This window comes from Kutzneria kofuensis (assembly GCF_014203355.1).
In the GTDB taxonomy this organism is placed as follows: domain Bacteria; phylum Actinomycetota; class Actinomycetes; order Mycobacteriales; family Pseudonocardiaceae; genus Kutzneria; species Kutzneria kofuensis.
In genome coordinates, this window is the sequence record NZ_JACHIR010000001.1 from 8,394,680 (window position 1) to 8,412,068 (window position 17,389).

1 pseudogene is annotated in these 17,389 nt (G+C 73.0%); it reads left to right on the forward strand.

The features are described 5' to 3' along the window. Window positions 1-25 precede the first annotated feature (25 nt). Window positions 26-17,362, forward strand: a pseudogene (locus BJ998_RS46775) (SDR family NAD(P)-dependent oxidoreductase); the annotation flags it as partial. Window positions 17,363-17,389: the final 27 nt, after the last annotated feature.

A 17,389-nucleotide genomic window follows, 5' to 3' on the forward strand; every position in this document is an offset into this window, starting at 1 on the left:
CGCCCGCCTCGCCGATCGGACCGCCGAGCCGATCGCCGTGGTCGGCATGGGCCTGCGGTTGCCCGGCGGTGTCGTGACTCCGGAGCAGTTCTGGGAGTTGTTGGACGAGGGTCGGGATGTGGTCACCGGTTTCCCGACCGATCGGGGTTGGGATCTCGCCGCGCTCTACGACCCCGACCCCGCGACGCCCGGCACCACCCACACCCGGCACGGCGGATTCCTCGCTGACGCCGGTGCGTTCGACGCCGGGTTCTTCGGGATCTCGCCGCGTGAGGCGTTGGCGATGGATCCGCAGCAGCGGTTGTTGTTGGAGACGTCGTGGGAGGCGTTGGAGCGGGCGGGTATCGCGCCGGATTCGTTGCGTGGCAGTGATGTCGGCGTGTTCACCGGGCTGATGTACCACGACTACGCGCAGGGCGCGCAGTCCCGTGAGGTCGAGGGTTTCCTCGGTACCGGCACCTCCGGCAGCGTCGCCGCCGGTCGGGTGTCGTACGTGCTCGGTGTGCAGGGCCCGGCGGTCACGGTGGACACCGCTTGTTCGTCGTCGTTGGTGTCGTTGCATCTTGCGGCGCAGGCGTTGCGGGCGGGGGAGTGTTCGTTGGCGTTGGCGGGTGGCGCGACGGTGTTGTCGACGCCGGCGGTGTTCATCGAGTTCTCCCGGCAGCGGGGGCTCTCGGTGGATGGGCGCTGCAAGTCCTTTGCCGAGGCCGCGGACGGCACTGGTTGGGCCGAGGGCGTCGGTGTGCTGGCGCTGATGCGGCTGTCCGACGCGCTGGCCGAAGGCCGCGAGGTGCTGGCGGTGTTGCGGGGCTCGGCGGTCAACCAGGACGGCGCATCCAACGGCCTCACCGCGCCCAACGGCCCTGCCCAGCAGGAGGTGATCCGCCGGGCGCTGGCGTCGGCCGGCCTGCGACCGTCCGATGTGGACGCGGTCGAGGCGCACGGCACCGGCACGACCCTGGGCGACCCTATCGAGGCCGAGGCGCTGCTGGCGACGTACGGGCAGAATCGCGAGACGCCGTTGTGGCTCGGCTCGGCCAAGTCGAATCTCGGCCACACCCAGGCGGCGGCCGGCGTGACCGGTGTGATCAAGATGATCCTCGCGTTGCGGCACGGTCGATTGCCGCGGACGCTGCACGTGGACGCGCCGAGCAGCAAGGTGGATTGGTCGTCCGGTTCGGTGGAGCTGTTGACGCAGGCGCGGGAGTGGCCGCGTGGGGAGCGGCCGCGTCGGGCCGGCGTGTCGTCGTTCGGAGTGTCGGGCACCAACGCCCACGTGATCGTCGAGGAAGCCGCGCCCGCCGCCGTGGCCCCGACGGTTGACGCTCCGGCGCCGCTGGTGGTGTCCGCGCGCACGGCGACCGGGCTCGCGGCGCAGGCGGCCGCACTGGCCGATCAGCTCGGGAACGTGGCCGGGACGGCTCGGGCGCTGGTGGAGACGCGGGCGTTGCGCGAGCACCGCGCCGTGGTGCTGGGCGAACCGCTGGCCGGTTTGCGGGCGCTCGCGGTGAACCGGCCGCACCCGGAGGTCGTCACCGGTGACGCGGGCGAGCCGGCCCGGTCGGTTCTGGTGCTCTCGGGGCAGGGCGCGCAGTGGGCCGGCATGGGCCGGGAGTTGATGGCCCATCCGGTGTTCGCCGCGCGGATGGCCGAGTGCGCGACGGCGTTGGAGTGGCAGCCGGACGACCTGCTCGCGGACACGAACCGGGTCGAGCTCATGCAGCCGATCGCGTTCTCGGTGATGGTGTCGCTGGCGGCGGTGTGGGAGTCGGTGGGCTTCCGGCCGGACGCGGTGGTGGGGCATTCGCTGGGTGAGGTCGCGGCGGCCTGCGTGTCCGGCGCGTTGTCGCTGGCTGACGCGGCGAAGCTGGTGAAGCTGCGCGGCCGGGCCGTTGCCGAGAAGGCGACCGGGCGGGGCGGCATGCTCTCGGTGGCGTTGGCTCCCGGCGACATCGACCCGCCCGACGGGGTGGAGGTCGCCGCCGTCAACAGCCCCGAGTCCACCGTCCTGGCCGGCGACCCGGATGTCCTTGCCCGGTTGGAGCGAGACTTTCGCGCGCGTGGTGTGCGGGTGCGGATGTTGTCGGTCGACTACGCGTACCACACCGCCCAGGTTGATGCGGCGGCCGGCGAACTCGCCGCAGCGCTGGACGGGCTCACCACGGCCGAGCCGCGGATTCCATGGATGTCCACTGTGGACGCGGAGTGGGTGGAAGGCCCGCTCGGGCCGGACTATTGGGCGCGCAACCTGCGTCAGCAAGTGCGGTTCGCCGACGCCGTGGCCGCGCTCGGCGCGGAGGGGTACGGCCTGTTCGTGGAGGCCAGCGCCCACCCGCTGCTGACCGGCGCGATCACCGACACGCTGCCGGAGGCCGCCGCGGTTGGCACGCTCCGCCGCGACGACGCCGGGCCGGACCGGCTGCTGCGGTCGATCGCCGAGTTGTTCGTACGCGGCGGCGTCGTGGACTGGTCCCAGCTGCTGCCCGAGGCCCGGCCGGTGCCGATTCCGACGACGGTGTTCGAGCACCGCCACTACTGGCTCCCGGCCGGCGCGACGGGTCTCGCGCCGGAACTGCCCGCCGAAGCTCCGGAACCGGTGGCCGCGGCGGACGACCTGGTCGAGTTGGTGCGGGCCCAGGTCGCGGCGGTGCTGCGGCTGGACGAGACGGTGAGCCCCGGCCGGGCCTTCCGGGACAGCGGCCTCGACTCGCTCACCGCGGTCGAGCTGCGCGACCGCCTGCGCACCGCCACCGGCATCGCGCTGCCCGCCACCGTCGCCTTCGACCATCCGACCCCGATCGCGCTCGCCCGCCACCTCGGCGAGCTGATGCAAGGCACGCCCGAGGTCGCTTCGACCCGGGGCGCGACGGCGTCGGCCGAGCCGCTGGCGATCGTCGGCATGGCCATCCGGCTGCCGGGCGGAGTCGAGGACACCGAGGCGTTCTGGCGGTTGCTGGACCTCGGCGGCGACACCGTCGGCGACTTCCCGACCGACCGGGGCTGGGATCTCGACAACCTCTACGACCCCGAGCCCGGGGCGCCCGGCAGGACGTACACCCGTCACGGCGGCTTTCTGGCTGACGCGGCCGGGTTCGACGCGGCGTTCTTCGGCATCTCGCCGCGCGAGGCGCTGGCCATGGACCCGCAGCAGCGGGTGCTGTTGGAGACCGCGTGGGAGGCGCTGGAACACTCGGGCATCGACCCGACCTCGCTGTCCGGCCGCCAGGTCGGGGTGTTCATGGGCGCCTCGGCGCAGCCGTACGGCATCGGCGCGCGCGACGCCGAGGGCTACACGCTCACCGGCACCTCGGCCGGGGTCCTCTCCGGGCGGCTGGCCTACGTGCTCGGCCTGACCGGGCCCGCGCTCACCGTGGACACCGCGTGCTCGTCGTCCCTGGTGGCGTTGCACCTGGCCCGGCAGGCACTGCGCGCGGGCGAGTGCGAATCGGCGCTGGTCGGCGGGGTGACGGTGATGCCGACGCCGGACGCGTTCATCGAGTTCTCCCGCCAGCGTGGCCTGTCGCCCGACGGCCGGTGCCGCTCGTTCGGCAGCGGCGCCGACGGGACCGGCTGGAGCGAGGGCGTCGGCGTGCTCGTCGTGCAGCGGTTGTCCACCGCGCTGCGCCAGGGGCGCCGGGTGCACGCGCTCGTGCGCGGCTCGGCCATCAACTCCGACGGCACCTCCAACGGCCTCACCGCGCCCAATGGCCCCGCGCAGCAGCGCGTGATCCGCGCCGCCCTGGCCGACGCGGGCCTGGAACCGTCCGATGTGGACGTCGTGGAGGGCCACGGCACCGGCACCCGGCTCGGCGACCCGATGGAGGCCCAGGCCATCATCGCCACCTACGGCCAGGACCGTGACCGGCCACTGTGGCTCGGCTCGGTCAAGTCCAACGTGGGGCACACCGCCGCCGCCGCGGGCGTGACCGGCGTGGTCAAGATGGCGCTCGCCCTGAGCAAGGGGACGCTGCCGCGCACGCTCCACGTCGAACAGCCGTCGACCGAGGTCGACTGGGCGGCCGGCGCCGTGTCGTTGCTCGACGAACCCCAGGCCTGGCCACGTTCGGACCGTCCGCGCCGGGCCGGTGTGTCGTCGTTCGGAGTGTCCGGCACCAACGCGCACGTCATCATCGAGGAGCCGCCGGTTGCCGCCGAACCGCCCGCGGTCCCCGACACCGTGGTGCCGCTGGTGCTGTCCGCACGGAGCCCGGAAGCGCTGAGGGAGCAAGGAAAGCGGCTGGCCGACGGCCTGGCCGCCGGCCGGCTGGTGTCGGTGGCGCGGTCGCTGGTCACGACCCGTGCCACCTGGGAACACCGCGCGGTCGTGGTGGCCGGCGACGTGGCCGAGGCGGCCGCGGGGCTGCGCGACTTGGACCTGATCCCGCTCGGGGCGGGACGGGTGGCGTTTGTCTTCGCCGGTCAGGGCGCGCAGCGGCTGCGGATGGGCATGCGGCTCCACGATGCGTTCCCGGTCTACGCGCGGGCTTTCGACGAGGTCTGCGCCGCGTTCGAGCTGCCGGTGAGGCAGATCCTGAGCACGGACGACGGCGCGCTGGATCAGACCGTCAACACCCAGGCCGCGTTGTTCGCGGTCGAGGTGGCGATGCACACGCTGGTCACGTCCTGGGGCGTGCGGCCGCAGGCGCTCGCCGGTCATTCCATCGGGGAGTTGGCCGCCGCTCACGTGGCCGGCGTGTTCGACCTGGCCGACGCCGCGCGACTCGTGACGGCGCGGGGCCGGTTGCTGCAGGCGTTGCCCGAAGGCGGCGCGATGGTCGCGGTGGAGGCGAGCGAAGCCGAAGTCGCCGCGTACGACCACCTGATCGCCGCCGTGAACGGCCCGAACTCGGTGGTGCTGTCCGGCGACCGGGAGGAACTGACCGCCGCGGTCGAGGCGATCGGCCGGCGGACACGGTGGCTGAGGGTCAGCCATGCCTTCCACTCGGCGCTGGTCGAGCCGATGCTCGACGAGTTCCGCGCGGTGGCCGAGACGGTGTCGTTCGCGCCGCCCCGGATCCCGATCGTGTCCACGGTGACCGGTCGCGGGCTGACCGACGAAGAAGCCTGCTCGGCCGAGTACTGGGTCCAGCAGGTCCGCCGACCGGTCCGCTTCGCCGACGCCGTGGCGACGATGGACGCGGACGTCGTGCTCGAACTCGGTCCCGGCGGTGTGCTCGCCGGCCTGGTGCCGGGCGCGGTGGCGCTGACGCGGCGCGACCGCGACGAGGTCCGCACGGCCTACCTCGCGTTGGGCCGGATCTTCGCGCGCGGCGGGCACGTCGACTGGACGGCGGTCGTGCCCGACGCGCCTTTCGTGCCGTTGCCGACGACCGCCTTCCAGCACGAGCGGTTCTGGATCGCCGCGGACCGTCCGGTGGAGCGGGAGACCGTCCACGAGATCACGTGGACCAGGGTCGAGCTCCCGGCCGCCGTGCCGGACGGCCGCTGGCAGGTCATCGGCGACGACGCCCTCGCCGCCGAACTCGCCGAGCACGGCCTGACCGTGGCCGACGACGGTGACCACGTGCTCGCCGTCGTCGACGACGCCCGCGACCTGATGCACCTCCTGCACCGGACCGACGCGCCGGTCTGGGCCGTCACCCGCGGCGCGGTCGGAGTCGACGGTCCGGTGACCAATCCCGAGGCGGCCCAGGTGTGGGGTCTCGGTCGGGTCGCCGCCCTCGAACGGGCGTGGGGCGGTCTGATCGACCTGCCCGCCGGCCCCGGATTCGCCGACCAGCTGCTGGCGGTGCTGGCCGGGCCGGAGGACCAGGTCGCCATCCGGTCGACCGGCGTGCACGCCCGTCGTCTGGTGCCGACGACCGGCGCGCCAGGGTGGACGCCGAGGGGCACCGTCCTCGTCACCGGTGGCTCCGGCGCCCTGGGCACTCACGTCGCCCGGTGGGCACTCGCTCGCGGCGCCCAGCGCGTGGTGCTGCTCAGCCGGGGCGGCGGCAAGGCCGACGGGCTCGGCGACCGTGCCATCGGCGTCGCCTGCGACGTCACCGACCGGGCCGCCCTCGCCTCGGTCCTGGCCGCCTACCCACCCGACGCCGTCGTGCACGCCGCCGGCCATCCCGGTGGCCTGCGGCCGATCGCCGAGTACGACGACGCGATGCTGGCCGAGGTCCTGGCCGCGAAGGTCACCGGTGCGGCCCTGCTCGACGAGCTGACCGGGGACCTCGACGCGTTCGTGCTGTTCTCGTCGGTCGCCGGCGTCTGGGGCGCGGCCGGGCAGGGCGCGTACGCCGCCGCCAACGCCTACCTCGACGCCCTGGCGGAGCAGCGGCACGCCCGCGGCCGGGCCGCCACGTCGATCGCCTGGGGCGCGTGGTCCGGCGGCGGCATGGTCTCCGCCGCCGACCAGGCCGAACTGGCCCGTCGTGGCGTGCTCGGCCTCCCGCCCGAGTCCGCCCTCGCGGCCCTGGACGACGTACTCGGGCGAACCACCACCGTGGTGGCGCGGATGGACTGGCCCCGGTTCGTCCACCTCTTCACCGCGGCCCGGCCGAGCCCGTTGCTCGCCGGCTTCGCGGCCGAGCCGGAGCCCGTCCGGGAAAGGCGTGTTCTCGACCGGTCGGAGCTGCTGCGGATCGTGCGCACCGAGGCCGCTCGGGTGCTGGGCCTGGCCGACGCCGCCGCGCTCGACCCCCAGCGCGCGTTCCGTGACGCCGGATTCGACTCCCTGACCGCGGTCGAGCTGCGGGACCGGCTCGTGGCCGCCACCGGCCTGACCCTGCCCGCGACGCTCGCGTTCGACCATCCCGACGCCATCGCGATCGCCGCCCACCTGCACGAACAACTCGGCGGGGCGGCGGCCGCATCCGTCGTCGCCGCGCCCGCGGTGAGCGTCGGCGACGACCCGATCGTGATCGTCGGCATGGGCGTCCGGCTGCCCGGCGGCGTCCGGGCCCCCGAGGACTTCTGGGACCTGCTCGTGCGTGGCGAGGACGTCGTGGGCCCATTCCCCGACAACCGCGGCTGGCCCGCCGACCTCGACGCGTCCACCGGCCAGGGTGGCTTCCTCACCGACGCGGACCAGTTCGACGCCGAGTTCTTCGGCATCTCGCCGCGCGAAGCGCTCGCCATGGATCCGCAACAGCGCGTGCTGCTGGAAACCGCGTGGGAAGCGTTGGAACGCGCCGGAACCGACCCGAGCTCGCTGCGCGGCGACACGGTCGGCGTGTTCGTCGGCGGCGCCATGCAGCCCTACGGCATGGACGCGCAGGGCGCGGTCCCGGGTGCCGAAGGCTATTTGCTCACCGGCTCATCGCTGAGCGTGCTGTCCGGGCGACTGGCCTACGTCCTCGGCCTGCGCGGGCCGGCCGTCACGGTGGACACCGCCTGCTCGTCCTCCCTGGTGGCAACCCACCTGGCCATGCAGGCGTTGCGGTCGGGCGAGTGTTCGATGGCGCTCGCCGCCGGTGTCACCGTCATGGCGACACCGATCGGGTTCGTCGAGTTCTCCCGGCAGGGCGGGCTTTCCCCGGACGGGCGCTGTCGCTCGTTCGCCGAGGACGCCGACGGGACCGGCTGGTCCGAGGGCGCGGGCGTGCTGGTGTTGCAACGCCTGTCCGACGCGGTCGCGCAGGGACGGGAGGTGCTGGCGGTGCTGCGCGGCAGCGCGACGAACTCCGACGGCGCGTCGAACGGCCTCACCGCGCCCAACGGCCCCGCCCAGCGCGCGGTGATCCGCCAGGCCCTGGCCAGTGCCGGCCTCGCTCCGTCCGATGTGGACGCCGTCGAGGCCCACGGCACGGGCACCACGCTCGGCGATCCGATCGAGGCCCAGGCGCTGCTGGCGACGTACGGGCAGGATCGGGCCACGCCCCTGTTCCTGGGCTCGGTGAAGTCGAACCTCGGCCACACCCAGGCGGCGGCCGGCGTGACCGGCGTGATCAAGATGGTGCTCGCGCTGCGCCACGGCGTGCTGCCGCGCACCCTGCACGTAGATGCGCCGAGCAGCAAGGTCGACTGGTCGGCCGGGGCCGTCCAGCTGCTGACCGAGGCGACCGCGTGGCCGGTGGTCGACCGGCCACGGCGAGCCGGCGTCTCGTCCTTCGGCATGTCGGGCACGAACGCGCACGTGATCGTCGAGGAGCCGCCTGCTGCTGCCGAAGCCGTGCCGGCACCGGCCGGCTTGACGCCGCTGGTGGTCAGCGGTCGCAGCCAGGCGTCGCTGGCCGCGCAGGCTTCTCGACTGGCCGATCACCTGTCGCCGGAGATGCCGTTGGCCGGGGTGGCGCGGAGTTTGGTGGTCGCGCGGCCGGTGTTTCGGCATCGCACGGTGGCATTGACCCCGGAGGATCTCGCTTCGGCCGACGCGGTGACCGGAGTTGCGCGGGACCTCGGCCGGACAGTGCTGGTGTTTCCGGGGCAGGGTGCGCAGTGGGCGGGGATGGGCCGGGAGCTGATGTCTCACCCGGTCTTCGCCGCTCGGATGGCGGAATGTGCCGCGGCCCTGGGGATGGACGACTTGTTCGGGGATCTGGACCGGGTCGACGTCGTGCAGCCGGTGTCGTTCGCGGTGATGGTGTCGCTGGCGGCGCTGTGGGAGGCACACGGGCTGCGGGTCGATGCGGTGATCGGGCATTCTCAGGGCGAGATCGCGGCGGCTTGTGTGGCCGGTGCGTTGTCGCTGGCCGACGCCGCGAAGATCGTGTCGTTGCGGAGCCGGGTGATCGCCGAGGAACTGGCCGGGCGCGGCGGGATGCTGTCGGTCGGGATCGGCGCCGACGACGTGGACCCGGGCGACACCGAGATCGCGGTGGTCAACGGCCCGCGTTCGGTCGTGCTGGCCGGTAGCCCGGCCGCGCTCGACGAGCGGGAGCGGCATTACCGCGAGCTGGGGGCGCAGGTCCGCCGGCTGCCGGTGGACTACGCCTCGCACACCGCGCACGTGGATGCGGTCGCGGACCGCATCGCCGGTGAGTTGGCGGGCATCCGGACCGAGCCGCCCCGGGTCCCCTGGATGTCCGCTGTGGACGCTGAGTGGATCGACGGCGAACTCGGCCCCGATTACTGGGTGCGGAACCTGCGGCAGCCGGTGCGGTTCGCCGATGCGGTGGCCGCGCTCGCGGATGACGGCTTCGGGTTGTTCGTGGAGTCGAGTGCGCATCCGACGCTGGTGTCGGCGATCGCCGAGACCGCACCGGATGCAGTGGCCGTGGGCAGCCTGCGTCGGGATGAGGGTGATCACCGGCGGTTCCTGCGCTCCGTGGCCGAGGTGTTCGTGCAGGGCGGCCAGGTCGACTGGCTGTCGGTGATACCGGATGTGCCGCTGGCCCCGGTCCCGACCACGGTGTTCGAGTCGACGCGGTACTGGCTGATGCCCGCTCGCACCGCGGATGTCGCGTCGGCGGGGTTGGAGTCGGCCCGCCATCCGGTCCTGGGTGCGGTGGTCGAGGATCCCGAGTCCGGTGGGGTGGTGCTGACCGGGCGGCTTTCCACCGACTCGCAGCCGTGGCTGGCTGATCACGCGGTGCGGGGCACGGTGTTGGTGCCGGGTGCGCTGTTGGCCGAATTGGCGGTGCAGGCCGGTGACCGGGTCGGGCGGCCGGTGCTGGCCGAGTTGGTGATCGAAGCGCCGCTGACGCCGGCCGGTCCGGTCTCGGTGCGGGTGGCCGTGGACGGCAATGGCGCGCTGGTGATGCACGCCCGAGCCGACGAAGGGGAATGGACGCGGCACGCGACCGGTCGACTGTCCGCCGACGCGCCGGATCCCGCGCCGATGCCCGAGTGGCCGCCGGCCGGTGCCGAGGAACTGGATGTCACCGACCTGTATCCGCGCCTGGCCAAGGCCGGATACGAATACGGCCCGGCCTTCCAAGGAGTGCGAGCGGCATGGCGACGTGGCGGCGACCTCTTCGCCGAGGTCGCGTTCGACGGCGACGTCGACGGCTTCGCCGTTCATCCGGCCCTGCTCGACGCGGCGCTGCACATCGCGGGACGTGACCAGGCCACCGACGACCCGGTCGAGGTTCCTTTCGTCTGGCACGGGTTGGCCGTGCACGCAGCGGGCGCGCGGTCGGTGCGGGTTCGGCTGGGCGCGGGCAATGCCCTGCTCGTGACCGACGAGTCGGGGTCGCCCGTGCTCACGCTGGACGGCATGGACACCCGGCCGCTCACCACGACCGCGGTACGTCGGGGCCGACTGTACACAGTGGACTGGGTACCGGTCGCCGTGCCGTCGGCGCCTCGCGGCGACTGGGAGCTCCACCGCGTCCCGGAGACCGATTCACGCACCGCCGTCCTCGCCACCCTGGACAAGGTCCGCAGGGTCATTGACGATCATGGCCTGGTCGTGTGGACCACGGATGCCGCGGTTCGGGGTTTCGTCCGGTCGGTGCAGGCCGAGCAGCCGGGTCGGGTGCTGTTGGCCGACGGTGATGCTCTCGGCGTCGCGGCCGGCGCGGCGGCGATCGGTGAGTGGGAGATCAGTCTTCGCGGGGGCAAGGTCTTCGCGCCCCGCCTGGTGCCGGCGCAGCCCGGCGAGCCGACGATCGACCTGACCGGCACGGTCGTGGTGACCGGCGGCACCGGCACCCTCGGCGGTCTGCTCGCTGAGCACCTGGTGACGGCGTACGGCACGCGGCGGCTGGTGCTGGCTTCGCGGTCCGCCCACGCAGCGACCGAACTGCGCGACCGACTGTTCGCCCTCGGCGCGGACGTGGATCTTGTCGACTGCGACGTCTCGGTGCGGACCGAGGTGGAAGGTCTGCTCGCGCTCGCCGGCCCGGTGTCGGCGGTGGTGCACGCGGCCGGCGTGATCGCGGATGCGACGTTGGCCGGACAGGACGCGGCGCGGTTGGACGCGGTGTTCGGGCCGAAGGTCGACGCGCTGCGCCATCTGGACGAGTTGACCTCGGCGCCGCTGATCGTCTTCTCGGGAGCGGCCGGCGTTCTCGGCAATGCCGGACAGGCCAACTATGCCGCCGCCAACGCATGCGCCGATGATCTCGTCGCGCGGCGCCGGGCGGCCGGCTTGCCGGGGTGGTCGTTGGCGTGGGGCCTGTGGGAGGACCGCAGCACCATGACCGCGACCGCCGATGCGGGACGCCTGGAGCGCAACGGCATGCGCGCCCTGCCGACGGCGGACGCGCTGCGGTTGTTCGACGAGGCGCTGGGCTCGGATCACGAGCTGCTGGTGCCGTTGTCGGTCAGCGTGCCGACACTGCGCCGCCTTGCGCTGGACGATCGCCTGCCGGCGATCTTGCGCGGGCTGGCCGGGCCGGTGCGCCGGACGGTGTCGTCGGTGGCCGCGCCCACCGATGTCGCGGCGTTGGTGCGGCGCGAGGCCGCCGCTGTGCTGGGGCTGCCCGAGCCGGCGATCGAGCCACGCCGGGCGTTCCGTGACCTCGGGTTCGACTCGCTGACCGCCGTTGATCTGCGCAACCGTCTGGCCGCCGCGACCGGTCTGCGGCTGCCCGCGACGCTGGTGTTCGACCGGCCCGATCCGGAGACGTTGACCGCACACCTCGCCGGGCTGCTGGGCGGTGCGACCGAAGCGGTGCCGGCCCGGTCGGCCGCCGTCGAGTCCGCCGACCCCATCGCGATCGTCGGCATGGGCCTGCGGTTGCCGGGTGGCGTTGCGACTCCGGAGCAGTTCTGGGAGTTGTTGGACGAGGGCCGGGATGTGGTCACCGGTTTCCCTGCCGATCGTGGTTGGGATCTCGCCGCGCTCTACGACCCCAACCCGGAGAAGCCGGGCACGACCTACACCCGGGCCGGGGCATTCCTCAGCGATGCCGGCGACTTCGACGCGGAGTTCTTCGGGATCTCGCCGCGTGAGGCGTTGGCGATGGATCCGCAGCAGCGGTTGTTGTTGGAGACGTCGTGGGAGGCGTTGGAGCGGGCGGGTATCGCGCCGGATTCGTTGCGTGGCAGTGATGTCGGCGTGTTCACCGGGCTGATGTACCACGACTACGGGTTGGGCGCGCAGTCTCCGGAGGTGGAGGGCTATCTGGGGATCGGCACCTCCGGCAGTGTGGCGGCCGGTCGGGTGTCGTATGTGCTGGGGGTTCGTGGGCCGGCGGTGACGGTGGATACGGCCTGTTCGTCGTCGTTGGTGTCGTTGCATCTCGCGGCGCAGGCGTTGCGGGCGGGGGAGTGTTCGTTGGCGTTGGCGGGTGGCGCGACGGTGTTGTCGACGCCGGCCGTGTTCATCGAGTTCGCTCGCCAGCGCGGCCTGGCCGGTGACGGGCGCTGCAAGTCCTTCGCCGAGGCCGCGGACGGCACTGGTTGGGCCGAGGGCGTCGGCGTGCTTGTCCTGCAACGTTTGTCCGACGCGTTGGCCGAAGGCCGCGAGGTGCTGGCGGTGTTGCGGGGCTCGGCGGTCAACCAGGACGGCGCGTCCAACGGCCTCACCGCACCGAACGGCCCCGCCCAGCAGGACGTCATTCGCCGCGCACTGGCCAATGCCGCCCTCCGGCCGTCCGATGTGGACGCGGTCGAGGCGCACGGCACCGGCACGACCCTGGGTGATCCGATCGAGGCCGAGGCGCTGCTGGCGACGTACGGCCAGGATCGGGACGCGCCGCTGTTGCTGGGCTCGGTGAAGTCGAATCTCGGCCACACCCAGGCGGCGGCCGGCGTGACCGGTGTGATCAAGATGATCCTCGCGTTGCGGCACGGTCGATTGCCGCGGACGTTGCACGTGGACGCGCCGAGCAGCAAGGTGGATTGGTCGTCGGGCGCGGTGGAGTTGCTGACCGAGTCGTCGGCTTGGCCGCGTAACGGCCGTCCCCGGCGGGCGGGTGTGTCGTCGTTCGGGGTGTCGGGCACCAATGCGCATGTGATCGTCGAGGAGCCGCCCGCCGTCGAACCGGTGGCAATGCCGACTGCTCCGGCACCGCTGGTGGTGAGTGGGCGCACGCCGGCTTCGCTTGTGGCGCAGGCTTCTCGGCTGGCCGATCACCTCTCGCCGGAGATGCCGTTGGCAGGGGTGGCCCGTAGTTTGGTGGTCGCGCGGCCCGAGTATCGGCATCGTGCGGTGGCGTTGAGCGCGGCCGGGCTGCGTGATTTCGCGTCGCCGGAAGTGGTGACCGGGATCGCGCGCGATCTGGGCCGGACGGTGTTGGTGTTCCCGGGGCAGGGCGCGCAGTGGGTGGGCATGGGCCGGGAGTTGATGTCCGAGCCTGTTTTCGCTGAGCGGATGGTGGAGTGTGCGGCGGCTTTGGGATGGTCGCTGGAGGACTTGTTCAGTGGGCTGGACCAAGTGGACGTGGTGCAGCCGGTGTCGTTCGCGGTGATGGTGTCGCTGGCCGCGTTGTGGGAGTCAGTGGGCTTCCGGCCGGACGCGGTGCTCGGGCATTCGCAGGGGGAGATCGCAGCGGCCTGCGTGTCCGGCGCGTTGTCGCTGGCTGACGCGGCGAAGATCGTGGCGTTGCGCAGTCGGGTGATCGCCGAGGATCTGGCCGGGCGCGGCGGAATGCTGTCGATCGCGCTCGCCCCCGACGAGATCGAGTTGCCGGCCGGGGTCGAGGTGGCCGTGGTGAACAGCGCAGCCGCCACGGTGGTGGCAGGCGAACCGGCTGCGCTGGACGAACTGGAGCGTCACTACCAGGCCCTCGACGTGCGGGTGCGGCGGCTGCCGGTGGACTATGCGTCGCACACCTCGCAGGTGGAGTCGATCGGTCCGAGGATCGTCGAGTTGCTGGCCGGGATCAGTCCGCGGACTCCGCGAATTCCCTGGTTCTCGACTGTCGACCTGGCCTGGGTGGATCAGCCGCCGGGGCCGGACTACTGGGTGCGCAACCTGCGGCAGCCGGTGCGGTTCGCCGATGCGGTGACGGCGTTGACCGGCGACGGCTTCGGGCTGTTCGTGGAGTCGAGCGCGCATCCGGTGCTGGTTCCCGCGATCGCCGAGACCGCGCCCGATGCGGTGGCGGTGGGGAGCTTGCGACGCGGCGAGGGTGACCGTGCGCGGTTCCTGCGTTCGATGGCCGAGGTGTTCGTGCAGGGCGGCCGGGTCGATTGGCGGTCCGTGATACCGGACGTGCCGCTGGCTTCGATTCCCACGACCCTGTTCGAGCACCGGCGGTACTGGCTGATGCCCTCCGGTCGCGCGGACGTCGCGTCGGCGGGCCTTGTCGCCGCGGGGCACCCGGTTCTGGGTGCGGTGGTCGAGGATCCCGAGTCCGGTGGGGTGGTGCTGACCGGGCGACTGTCCACCGACACGCAGCCCTGGCTGGCTGATCACGCGGTGCACGGCACCGTCTTGGCCCCGGGCGCGCTGTTGGCCGAACTGGCGGTACAGGCCGGCCGTTGGGCGGGGCGTCCGGTGTTGGCGGAACTGGTGATCGAGGCGCGGCTGATCCTCGACGGCCCGGTTGCTGTCCGGGTCGCGGTCGACGGAGCCGGCGCGCTCACGATTCACGGGCGAGCGGACGGCGGCGGGTGGACCCGACACGCAACCGGCCAACTGTCCACCGACGCGCCGGATCCCGTACCGATGCCCGAGTGGCCGCCGGCTGGCGCGGACCCACTTGACGTGGCAGATCTGTACCCGCATCTGGCCGACGTCGGCTACGAATACGGGCCCGCTTTCCAGAACCTGCGGGCCGCGTGGCGGCGCGGCGAGGAGATGTTCGCCGAGATCACGGTGGATGCCGAGGGCAATGGCTTCGCCGTGCACCCGGCGCTGCTCGACGCCGCCCTGCACGCCGCGATCATCGGCGCGCAACCGGGCCAGGTCCGACTGCCGTTCGCGTGGACCGGGCTGGCCGTGCACCGTGACGGCGCTCGTGAGCTGCGTGTCCGACTCACGCTGACCGGCGACGCCATGAAGCTCGTCGCGACGGACTTCGCCGGTGCGCCCGTGCTGACGTTGGACTCCCTGGTCAGCAAGCCCATGACGGACACCCAGCAGCACCTCTACGCGGTCGACTGGCAACCGGTCTCGGCCACCGGCACCGCGGCGTCTGTCCTGCGGGCACCGTCGGATCGACCGGTCCGCGCGGCCTTGGCCGAGGTGCTCACCGCGTTGCGCGCCACCGTCGACGCGGCGGATCCGCTCACCGTGGTGACCGGCCCGGCCGCCGATGATCCGGTGGCGGCGGCGATCGGCGGCATGGTGCGGGCCGCGCAGGCCGAGCACCCGGGTCGCTTCGTGCTGGTGGAGACCGACGATCCGACGGCCGCCGTGCCCGCCGCCGGCGAGCCGCACCTGTCCCTTGTGGACGGAAAGCTGCGCGTGCCCCGGCTGGTGCGGCACGCGGTGCGGGGCACCGATCCGTGGCGGCTGGCCATCACCGGTAGCGGCACCGCCGACGGCGTGGCCCCGGTGCCGCTGAGCCTGACCGACCCCGGGCCCGGGGAGTTCAGGATCGAGGTCCGTGCGGCCGGGCTGAACTTCCGCGATGTCGTGATGGCGCTGGGCATTCACCAGGCCGAGGCGCTCGGCTCCGAGGCGGCGGGCGTCGTCACCGAGGTGGGGCCGGGCGTGACGACGCTGCGTCCGGGCGACCGCGTGTTCGGCGTCGTCGCGAACGCGCATGCCACGCATGCGATCGCCGACGTGCGGACCGTGATCCCGATCCCGCCGGGCTGGACGTTCGCCGAGGCGGCCGCGGTTCCCATCGCCTACCTCACCGCCTGGTACGGGCTGATCGACCTCGGCGGGCTGCAAGCCGGGGAGAAGGTGTTGGTGCACGCGGCGACCGGCGGTGTCGGCACAGCGGCGGTGCAGTTGGCCCGCCATCTCGGCGCCGAGGTCTACGCCACCGCGAGCCCGGCCAAGCAGCACCTGCTGGTGGCCCGCGGACTGCCCGCCGATCATGTCGCCGACTCGCGGACGCTGGCCTTCGAGCAGCGGTTCCCGCCGGTTGACGTGGTGCTGAACGCGCTGGCCAACGAGTTCACCGACGCGTCGCTGCGCCTGCTCGCGACCGGCGGCCGGTTCCTGGAGATGGGCAAGACCGACATCCGGGAAGGCATCCCCGGCTACCGGGCGTTCAGCCTGGAACAGGCCGGGCCGGAACGGATCGGCGAGCTGCTGCGCCGGGTCGTCGGGCTGTTCGAGTCCGGGGACCTGACCCTGCCGCCGATCACGCGGTGGGCGGCCGAGCGGGCGCCCGAGGCGTATCACGCGATGGCTCGCGCGCAGCACGTCGGCAAGAACGTGCTGGTCCAGCCCGTGCCACTCGACCCGGAGGGCACCGTGCTGATCACCGGCGGCACCGGTGCGCTGGGCGCGTTGACCGCCGAGCACCTGGCCGGTGCGCACGGCGTGCGGTCGCTGCTGCTGGTGTCGCGACAGGGCGCTGCGGCGCCCGGCGCGGACGAGTTGCGGGCCCGGTTGGCCGGGCTCGGCGCCCGAGCCGAGTTCGTGGCGGCCGACGTGGCCGACCGCGACCAGGTGGCCGCGGCGCTCGCCGCCGCGCCCACTCCGCTGACCGCGGTCGTGCACACGGCGGGTGTGCTGGCCGACGGCATTCTGTCCACAGTGGACGAATTGGCGCTGGATCGGGTGCTGCGACCCAAGGCCGACGCCGTGACCCATCTCGACGAGTTGACCCGGCGACTCGACCTGGCCGCCTTCGTGGTGTTCAGCTCGGCCGCCGGGGTGTTCGGCAACGCGGGCCAGGCGGCCTACTGCGCCGCGAACGCCTACGCCGACAGCGTCGTCGCGCGTCGCCGCGCGGCCGGCTACCCGGCGGTCTCGCTGGCCTGGGGACCGTGGCAGCAGGAACTCGGCGGCCTGAACGCGGGCCTCAACCGGTTCCCCGGCACCAGGGAACTGGACGCGGCCGAGGGGATGCGGTTGTTCGACGTGGCGCTACGGTCGGACCGGGCCCAGCTGGTGCCGATGATCACGGACCTGCGTGCCCTGCGAGAGCGGCCGGTGCCGGCGTTGCTGACCCGGCTGACCGGTTCCGTCGCCAGCAAGCCGAAGGCCGCGACGCCGGATCTGCCGCTGGATCCGGCCACCCTGCTCGCCCTGGTCCAGGCCGAGGCCGCGGCAGTGCTCGGCCTGGACAGCGCGCCCGCACCCGGTCGGGCGCTGCGCGATGCCGGGCTCGACTCGCTCACCGCCGTCGAGCTGCGCAACCGTCTCGGCGCCCGCACCGGCCGCACGCTGCCGGCGACCGTCGTGTTCGACTACCCGACGCCCGTGGCGCTGGCCGACCATCTCGGCACGCTGCTGTTCGCCCCGCCCGACCCGCTGGCGGGCATCCGCCGCCAACTCGACGACCTCGCCACCGCCCTGCCCGAGCTGGATCCCGGCGCGGCGGCGGACGTCGCCGAGCGGCTGCGGGACCTGCTGCGCGTGGTGGCGGCACCCGACGCCGGTCTCGAACCGGATCTCGACTCGGTGACCGAGGACAACCTGTTCGAGTTCCTCGACCGGGAACTCGGCTGACCACACAGGGAGAGAACACCGGTGAGC